The sequence below is a fragment of the Mesorhizobium sp. WSM4806 genome (genome assembly GCF_055811635.1).
The window spans coordinates 1-7,053 of record NZ_JBVVQZ010000046.1 but is presented as its reverse complement, the minus strand read 5'-3'; the positions used below and the strand labels follow the sequence as shown (position 1 = coordinate 7,053).

The 7,053-nt window shown below is 61.2% G+C and carries 2 protein-coding genes and 6 pseudogenes; all 8 read left to right on the top strand.

The features are described 5' to 3' along the window. Positions 1–1,750: 1,750 nt before the first annotated feature. Positions 1,751–2,443: pseudogene (locus AC0L2M_RS34305) on the top strand (tyrosine-type recombinase/integrase); the annotation flags it as partial. A 638-nt stretch (positions 2,444–3,081) separates the two neighbouring features. After that, positions 3,082–3,582, top strand: a complete 501-nt coding sequence (locus tag AC0L2M_RS34300; protein WP_473537232.1) for a transposase — start codon at positions 3,082–3,084, stop codon at positions 3,580–3,582. Then, complete coding sequence (locus AC0L2M_RS34295) at positions 3,567–3,965, top strand: helix-turn-helix domain-containing protein (RefSeq protein WP_473537230.1); 399 nt, start codon at positions 3,567–3,569, stop codon at positions 3,963–3,965. Before AC0L2M_RS34300 ends, AC0L2M_RS34295 begins: the two co-directional genes overlap by 16 nt. 38 nt (positions 3,966–4,003) lie before the next feature. Beyond that, positions 4,004–4,123, top strand: a pseudogene (locus AC0L2M_RS34290) (tyrosine-type recombinase/integrase); the annotation flags it as partial. Between the two features lie 12 nt (positions 4,124–4,135). After that, a pseudogene (locus AC0L2M_RS34285) lies at positions 4,136–4,351 on the top strand (transposase zinc-binding domain-containing protein); the annotation flags it as partial. A gap of 75 nt (positions 4,352–4,426) precedes the next feature. Then, positions 4,427–5,225, top strand: a pseudogene (locus AC0L2M_RS34280) (transposase); the annotation flags it as partial. Between the two features lie 159 nt (positions 5,226–5,384). Further along, positions 5,385–6,171: pseudogene (locus AC0L2M_RS34275) on the top strand (IS91 family transposase); the annotation flags it as partial. Positions 6,172–6,751: 580 nt separating this feature from the next. Further along, positions 6,752–7,053, top strand: a pseudogene (locus tag AC0L2M_RS34270) (hypothetical protein); the annotation flags it as partial.

The following is a 7,053-nucleotide window of genomic DNA, read 5'->3' as shown; positions in this document are numbered from 1 at the left end:
TTACCTCAATGCGCTCCTAATCCGCGGGCAGTTAGTAGGGCATATAGCATCGGATTATCCTCAACAGATCATCATGCGCACTCTGCCATCGCAATTGGATGACCAACTTGGACAGCCAGATACCAAAAAAATTACAGAACCTTTATGATCGAAGTCGCGGACAATGGCATGTTCACAGCAAGGTCTGAGGTCAGGCACGGCCAAAAAGCTTGTGCCGAATTTCGCTCGGACGCTGCACAAGTACGCAATGCAGGGCGGACGCAATGAGGGTCAACAGCGCTACTACAATGAAGCCGTTAGAAACAATCGCTGTATTCCTGAGCGCCTCGATGACCATGGGTGCCAGTACGTCCATGCTGCGAATGGCGGCCTCCGCTGATCGTTTCCCGCGCCCTCGAGCGGCGCGCGGTTCTGGACGGCATGAGACGGTCGGCGGCCGCGAAGATCGGCGGATGGGCCCGCAGACGCTTTAGGATTGGGTGCAGCGCTTCAACGCCATGGCGCTGCGCCTGAAGGCTATCCGCCGCCGGGCAATCCCACACGGCTCTCGGCTTGCCCAGCAGGCAGAGCTGGCCGAAACCGTGGAAATCGACCCGGCCCCGCCGTCGATGGCGAGGTGCGCTGGCGGCACATCGATCCTCGGCCCACGATTCAGTCAGCCTGATTGGCCGCTACTGCGTATCGCCTGGGCGCTCACGGTCTCGTCCGTATGGAAGTTTTCGCCGCGATCCGAACTCTCCACTCGCATCATCACGCCTGCCTACGGAGCCGGTGGACACCTCGAACCCGCCCGACGGACACGCATAAAGGTGCCTCCGACACAGACTAACGATGACCAGGTAATTCATACCCATTCGGCGACTGACAATGGTTCAGCTGCAACTCGCGTCGCAAAGGGTCAACCGCATACATTTCAAGGGATGACCGCATCTAGTCCTGCATCATCAGCTTAAAAGGAATACGCCACCATCCCTATTACAACCTGGGCGGTTATGTAGGACGCGCCTGCCGCGAGATAAGTGATGAGTTCCGCATACTCTTCAGGCTGACCATACGCTGAAGCGGAACAGCGGTTCGCACCCACTCCTCGTTGTCCACCCTCTCATGAGCATTCCCAAGGAAAACGTACCGCTCCGGGTGAAATTCCGTTAACCCTCACCCGAGGTGCCAAAGCCTTGGCGCGTAAGTCATTTATCCTGACACTAGCGCCAGATCTTGCTGGTTTTGGCGCTGTGGCAAGACCGATACCGGAAGCCGCTCCTGTTACAACAGCCTTTTTATTTCGCAAATCAAAGTTTATCATGCCTCCCTCCTAGACTTGGTTCGTGTCACACTTCATCGAGATCGGCCGCCAAGGCGCTCGATACATGACCACGCGAACCAAAACAAACACGCCCTTGCGCCCACCTTTGCGGGAAGCTGCCGCCGTGCGTCCCCTTTGATTGCTGGATGCCCAGCGAGCTGAGAAAAGGACGCGCGATTTAGTGCGTTCTGTCCAAATATTATGCTTCAGTTAAGGATAGGAGCTAATATAATGTCCAGAATAGCCCCATCTCTTTTTGGAATAGGTTCTGGAGCGTTTCATGTCTTGAGAGAATCGTAGATTGAAGGAAGCCGCTAACGCGGCAGATGGTGGGTCGGTTTGCAGATGAAGCTTCTGTTTTGAAGGATTGCGGCTGTTGAAGCGCAATCTTGAGAACAGAGCAATGAGACGACCGAGTTGAGCCCGCTTCGCCGGCGCATCGAGGACATGACGATCCGCAATCTGTCGCCGGCCACGCAACGATCCTACGTGCACGCGATGGCGAAGTTCTCCCGCTACTGTCGCCGATCCCGGACCGCTTGACTTGGAGGACGTTCGCGCCCTCCAGGTGCATCTGCTCTCTACCGGAATCTCGTGGCCGGCCCTGAACCAGACGGTGTGCGCACTGCGGTTCTTTTACGGCGTGACGCCGGGTCATGCCGAGAGCGGATCGCCTATGCCCGCGCGCCACGGACGCTGCCGGTGGTTCTCAACGCTGACGAGGTTGTCCGCAATCTCGAGGCGGTGCCGAGCCTGAATACGCGCACCGCCCTGACGACGTCCTATGCCGGGCCTTCGCGCTTCGGAGACTGTCGGACTGAAGGTCGGCGACATCGACAGCGGACGCGGCGTGATCCGGGTCGAGCACGGCAAGGGCAGCAAGGACCGAACGGTAATGCTGTCGGCGCAGCTTCTGCGCATCCTGCGGGTCTACTGGCGCTGGCGAAGCCGCAGGGCTGGCTGTTTCCGGGCCGGGATGCAAATCGACCCATCGACGTTCAGGTATTGTACTCGGTTTGTCGTTCGGCGCGGGCCGCCGCCGGCATCGACAAGCGCGTGACGGTCCACACGCTCAGGCACAGCTTCGTCACACATTTGCTGGAGAACGGCACCGACATCCGCATCATCCAGGTGCTGCTCAAAACAACGACATACTGCCCGCCAACAGCCGGAAGAAGGGCGGATTTACTATCTATTTCATCCGCGCTGCGGTTAGACGGTGCTCATTCTGAAGCGCTATGCGTACCGTGGTACCGACTTGGTGGCCATTGCGCAGCCTGACGGCTCCTTTGCCTGCATACCGGCTTGGATGACGCGCGAGGCGGCGACGCACAGCTGTCGGCGCAGCCGCAGTTTTCCCTTAGGACCTTGCAATCTCTGCGCGCTGAGATCGATCCGCTTTTAGGATTTCTCCAGTCCGACTCAACGATGGAGAAAGATCGCAATGAAGCGCCAATTCGAAAGTCCCCAGCCAAGCCTGTTCGAAGAAGGCGAGCCAAGCGTTGTGCTGACACGGGCACAGGAGATCGAGCTGACGATGCTGGTGGAGACGCTGCTGCGCGAGATCGCGATGGCTCTGGCAAACGGGGGGAATCGCAGATTAACAAGATCACAGCTGAGCATCTTGCGCGCAGTGCGTTCGTCTATATCCGTCAGTCGACGGCCGATCAGCTTACGCACAATCAGTCAAGCGCCGGCAAATACGGACTCGCCGATCGCGCTCGCCAGCTCGGCTGGGCGAAGATCGAGGCACCGAGCGGTGCATCTCGTTTGGCGGCTTGCGCGCCGATGAGGCTGTCGGCGCCGCGGTTCTTGGTGCCTTGAAGCCGCTCGGCATCGACGCCGCAACCATGCGCTCGAGGTTCACGCGAGCGAGGACGTCAGCCGCACAAAGGCAGCTCGAGCTGGCACTGCAGCGGGCGCGTTACGAGGCTACCCATGCGCGTCGGCAATACGATGCCGTCAACTCGGCCAATCGTCTGGTCGCTGGCGAGCTGGAGCTCCGCTGGGACAACGCGCTTGAGGCCGTGCACGAGATCGAAGGCGAGATTGCCGCGCTCGAGGCGCGAAGACCATCTCTGCTGGGAGAGAAGGAACGGGATCAGCTGATGCGGCTCGGCGCCGATCTGGACCTCGCCTGGTCGCACCCGGCAGCAACATCTGCGACGCGCAAGAGGATCGTTCGCGCAGCCTTGCGCGAGATCGTCGTCCGTATCGAAGGTGGCGTCACCGAGATGGTCCTGCATTGGCAGGGAGGGAACCATTGGAGCTCAAGATGAACGCCGCCGGTAAGTATCGCTGGACAGTCCCCGAGGATACTTTGTCGCTGGTCCGCGAGCTGGCGCGTCTGATGCCCGACCGCCAGATTGCGCGGCTCCTCAATCGAGCCGGTAAGCCGACAGGGCGAGGCAACGGCTGGACCCAGGCGCGGATCTGTTCGTTCCGCAGCCATCACGGCATTGCCGTCCACCGCGCCAGCGAATGGGCTGAGCGAGGCGAGATTACGCTTGAAGCTGCCGCGCAAATCATGGATGTGAGCGTGATGACGGCGCTGCGCATGGCCCGGCTCGGCATCATCAAAGGGCGGCAGGTGTGTTACGGCGGATATCGCCGCCTATCGCACGCGGAATGCGACAGCCGATCCCGCTCAACAGCGCTTTGATTTTCAATGACATAGAGAGTGAGCATTATGACGCGTGGCTGCTTGGTCATAACAATTTGTCCTCGACGGCGCGCTACATCAAGGTCTCGAACGGCCTCATCCGGCGCACGACAAGCCCGCTCGACCGGTTGAACATCGAAGTCGTGCCGTCGGGCTGATCGGTTCCGCCCGTGTCGGCGAGACTGGAGGTGTCGGATATCTTTCGCCGCCATGGCGAGGCATATCGGCAGGCTCATGACGGTCATCTCGGACGCGTCGAGCGTCGCACGATGAGCGCCATCGAACTGTGCCGGACCGCCAAACTGGGCGGCCATGTCGAGGGCTGCCGGTCCTGCGGGGCGATCCGCGTGGCCTACAATTCCTGTCGCAACCGGCATTGCCCCAAGATCCTATGGGCTGGTGGATAGCGACCTGCCGTCAGGCAGAATGGCGTTGCTAACCCACCTATTCTGCAGACGACAATGCAACAGGTTGCAAATCGGCCGGAACAGGCCGCTATCCGCATCGATCTTGGCGCGATCTTTGTTTCGAGGGAACTGTCTCGATCAATGTGGGCTGATCACTTCAATGTCGCCGGGTGGCGGGGAGAAGATGTCCAAGCATTCTCTGTGAGGCGGGGACGTTGCGGGACTCCCGGAGCTGTTTGCGACACTCCAGGAAAAGGCTCGGGCACGAACCGGCGAGCGCTTCCGGATTATTGTCATCCAACGGGCCGGACTAGACGGCCGGGTGCTTCAGGGCGAAGCGATCGAGAGCCACGTGCTCGACGCCGCCTCGATCCTGGTGTCTCGGCGACGCCGGCGGGCGAAGACCGATAAGATCGACGCAACACCCTGGTACGGATCCTGCTGACTTACAAGCGCGGCGAGCCGCGGGCCTGCTCCATGGTCAAGCCGCCGAGCCCCCAGGAAGAGGATGCCGCCGAATCTGCCGGGAGCGCAAGACGCTGATCGCCGAGCGGGTGGAGCACGTCAACCGGATCTAGGGCCTCCTGTTCGCCCAGGGTGTCCGTGATTATGAGCCGCTGCGTCGCGACCGGCGCGCCAGGCTCGAGGGTCTGCAAACGGGTGATGGTCGCGCCTTACCTTTCCGCCTGAAGGCACAGGTTGTGCGTGAGCTCGACCGGCTTGAGCTGATCCTGGAGCAGTTGCAAAAGGTCGAGGCGGCGCGCGACGATCTGCTGTTGGATCGGGCCAAGGCGAACGACCCGGCGCCGGTGGTGCGACTGCTGAGCAGCTGAAGGGTCTGGGCGCTGAGTTCACCAAAGGGGATAAGGGTGCAGCCGCCGCGAGGCGGCGACCGTATGTGAGTTTCAACCGAGCCAGAAATGCTTGAATTGGAAACAGGCTCAACCTCGGATCCCTAACAACACGAGGAGATAATCCATGAAGCCGTAAGCCGTACACAATCCGGTTGACCCGAGTTCGCCCATGTGACTGCCAGGGAAAGGCCTGCCGGGAATGCCTAGCTGCGCGGCAGGACGAGCTTCTGCCGGTTCCCTACTTCCACGTAGTGTTCACGCTGCCGGCCGAGGTCGCCGCAATCGCCTTCCAGAACAAGGCGGCGATGTACACGATCCTGTTTAAGGCGGCCGCCGAGACGCTGCGCACGATCGCCGCAGATCCCAGACAGCTCGGCGCCCGGGATCGGTCTTATAGCGGTGCTGCACAGCTGGGGCCAGAACCTCACCTACATCCATTGCATCGTCCCGGGCGGCGGCATCTCCTCGATGGAGGGCCGGCCGGGGTTCTTCCTGCCCGTGCGCGTGCTGTCGCGCCAGTTCCGCCGTCTCTTTCTGGAGGAACTCCGAGCGGCTTATGATGCGGGCGGGCTGGGCTTCTTCGGCGATCTCGCCTACCTAGCAAAGCCTGATGCCCTCGTCTGCTTCTCGCCGAGGCTCATCGTCGTCAATGGGTCGTCTCCGCCAAGCCGACCTTCGGGCCGAGCAGGTGCTGGCCTATCTCGGCTGCTATACCCATTGCGTCGCCATCGCCAATTCCCGACTGATTAGCACCGCCGACGAGCGGGTCGCGTTCCGCTGGCGGAGCGCGGCAAAACCAAGGTCTTGAAGCTCGACGCGCACAAGTTCATCCGTCGCTTTCTCCTGCTCACGCTGCCTGACGGTTTCCATCGCATCCGCCACTACGGCTTCCTCGCCAACGGTAATCCTGCCGCCAAGCTCAACCTATGCCGCAGGCTGCTGGCCGGATCGCAGCAGAACGATCTAGAACCGGATGCCGAAAGCGCCGCTGTCGCCGCCGAGCGCCTTGCGGTGGCGCATCGCTGCCCCTGCTGCGGAGAGCAATGGTTCACGCTTGTCATCTGGCGGTGCGGGCAAGCGCCGCCGAGCCCCTTCTGGAACGACCTTCATGATCACGCCGGGTGTGTCCACATCACCCGGGCGGTATCCGCCGCTATGCGCGCCGGCACCCCGACCCTTGTCCTGCCGCACAAAGCCGCAAGCAGCCCGCCCGGCGATAGAAGGCACTGCACAGCCTATCCGACGGCTCGAGGCCATCACGGTTCCGCATTCCACCGTGCCATCCTTCGCTGTGGCAGCATCGTGGACGCTTTCATCAGCCCGGCACTGACGACCGCGACCGCTTCTCCATCGTGGAGGATAGAAGCGGCGCACGGACGACACAAAGGAGGAACGACTATAATAACGGCTGCGTGGCAGCACTCTCATCCTCTCGCGCCACTCTTTGCTACGTGGTCGTCCGTGCCGGGCAAATATAAGAATGTGCCGGCACGACCGCCGCCTCGGTCCGCTCCAGACTGGCGCCGTGCTCGACGCCGTCAAGGCGTGGCCTGGAAACCTCGCAGCCGGCCGTGCCGCCATCGCACCGGCCAGCTTTGACTGCGTCTCGACACGCTCGCGGGAAATCCTGTGGGCCGGGACGAGGAAACAGGCTCACCTGAGCCGAACAAAGAAACGCAACAGGGATCGAAAAGCCGAAATCAGGCTTGTAGATGTCATCCGTGGTGTAGATGAGCCGACGCACCTCGTTAAGATGTATGGGGCGGTCGCCGCGGTCAGCAATTTGTCGCTGACCGTTCGTCGCGGCGAGTTCCTGACCATTCTCGG